We start from the raw sequence: 1,539 nt of genomic DNA on the forward strand, positions 1-1,539 counted from the left end.
ATGATGAGGGCAATGCCTGTAATCCCTCCATCTAATAAATGATGGGGAACTAAAAAGCCGTTTATTCCGATACTCAATAATAGACTTCCTATAATAATAGCCGTGATTTTCTGAAAAATATACATCACCTTTTATCATGTGTTTATGGCTAATATATGTACAAGCATATGATTTCAGAATGAGGCTAAGATGTGTAATTAGTTGAAAGCAATCTTTTTAAAAAGGGGCGTGACAAGTTGAATTTCCCTTTTGTCTACATATACATATATAATCTCCTTTTACTGCATTACCTTTGACATCTTTTGGGTGAGTTTTAGGAGGCATTTAACTGCCTCCTATGTTTTTTAGAACGAATAAAATAACCCATGAACAACGGATCATACAATCAATTTTTTAAGATGTGGGTAACGTTATCAATCGCTTTTTGTAGTTTTTCACTGTTTTTTTCATATATCTGCTTGGCTTCTTTATTTTCTGTTCCTAGTGCAAATAATTCTAAGTCTGCTTGGCATTTTTTCAAAGTCGAAAGAAGTAGAGGCCTCTCTTGAGGAGATGGTACTTGCAATATATCATCAAAAAGGTCCACCGTTAGTTCTCCATAAGAATTTATTTGTCCAAGAAAGACATTTTCAATTGTGACCCCTAATTTTTCTAATTCAGTGTGTAACCAACCTCGACTTCGTCCAATCGTCGAAAGTGGTTCATCCAATATTTCACCATCCATTATGACAGTCTGAGGCTCCTTGACTGAAGCGACCGTCAAGTTTAAATCCTTTGCGGTTAAAGGCTGGTTCTCTTTCTTCAACATAACGGATAAATCTCCGGTTGCCTCTAATATCGCGAATTCTACATCAGACACCTGAAAGACATCTTTCTTTCGAAGTAATGCTAACAATTCATCCGTTGTGTATCTTTCCTTTTTCAAATTATCTTCCATGATTTTTCCATCTTTAATAAAAACAGTTCCTTTTCCTTCTATAAGGTCCCGAAACTTTTTACTTTTCTCAGAAATAAGTCCAACTATAAAAGGTAGTGCGGCAGTGGTTATAATTCCTATAATCCCCACTGTAATTTTTCGTTCAAGACCCGTAATAACTTCTGCCCCAATACTTCCTATGGTTATACCAGTAACATACTCAAAATAAGAAATTTGAGATAGTTGCTTTTTACCTAGCATTTTAGTTACTAAAAAAAGGATAATGAGAAACAACAAAGCCCGTACAAATACATCTAACCAATCAGGCACTATATAATACCTCCTATATACTTTATTTAAAACCCTTTATACTGGAATTCCTCCCTCTCCAACTCTCCCACCCTTTTTTTCAAATCTGTCACTACTTCGTTCACTACCATCATCGTTTCATGTAAGGTTTGTTTCGATTCGTTATCTTGTGTACGTAATGCTAAACTGGAWAGAYTAGCTTCTACGCCTTTTAGGCTGGCAAGACATTGCTTTACTTCCGATCCGATGGTCATCTTACATCCCCCTTATCCCTTTGGTTTAAAAATCAAAGCTCCTAACATGCCGAAAATAAT

The 1,539-nt window shown here is 35.7% G+C and carries 3 protein-coding genes; all 3 read right to left on the reverse strand.

Features of this window, described 5'->3' with window-relative positions; genetic code table 11:
* The coding region (locus tag ADA55_RS28995) for a YitT family protein (protein WP_202188903.1) at positions 1-125 on the reverse strand (125 nt) is incomplete at its 3' end.
* A gap of 260 nt (positions 126-385) precedes the next feature.
* Positions 386-1,246: a DUF421 domain-containing protein gene (locus ADA55_RS26595; protein WP_048689589.1), complete on the reverse strand. Its 861-nt coding sequence runs from the start codon at positions 1,244-1,246 to the stop codon at positions 386-388.
* Between the two features lie 26 nt (positions 1,247-1,272).
* Complete coding sequence (locus ADA55_RS26600) at positions 1,273-1,479, reverse strand: DUF1657 domain-containing protein (protein WP_048689592.1); 207 nt, start codon at positions 1,477-1,479, stop codon at positions 1,273-1,275.
* Positions 1,480-1,539 lie beyond the last annotated feature (60 nt).

The sequence above is a fragment of the Bacillus sp. 220_BSPC genome, from assembly GCF_001054655.1.
GTDB lineage: Bacteria > Bacillota > Bacilli > Bacillales > DSM-1321 > Peribacillus > Peribacillus frigoritolerans.